The organism is Clostridioides sp. ZZV14-6345 (assembly GCF_020657775.1).
Taxonomy (GTDB): Bacteria; Bacillota; Clostridia; order Peptostreptococcales; family Peptostreptococcaceae; genus Clostridioides; species Clostridioides difficile_D.
Map to the genome: position 1 here is coordinate 1 of NZ_JAGWCX010000265.1, position 225 is coordinate 225.

Below are 225 nucleotides of genomic sequence, written 5' to 3' on the forward strand. Positions count from 1 at the left end.
CAAATTAATTTTATATTATCTTGTATCCTTATTATTATTTAGTTTTTTAAATGTTTATCATGAATATCCTTTATGTTACATTAATCCATTTTCTAAGTGTACAATAGTCTCACGTCTTACACCAACTAATTTAGCAAGTTCATTTTGCATCATAAGGAGTTTTCCCTGTATTATTTAATTTTTGTTTTCATCAATATTGCCACTTAGTTACATATCCCCCTTTTA

At 25.3% G+C, this 225-nt stretch carries 1 pseudogene; it reads right to left on the reverse strand.

The window, feature by feature from the left end:
* Positions 1-84: 84 nt before the first annotated feature.
* Positions 85-203, reverse strand: a pseudogene (locus KGF39_RS19720) (transcriptional regulator); the annotation flags it as partial.
* Positions 204-225: the final 22 nt, after the last annotated feature.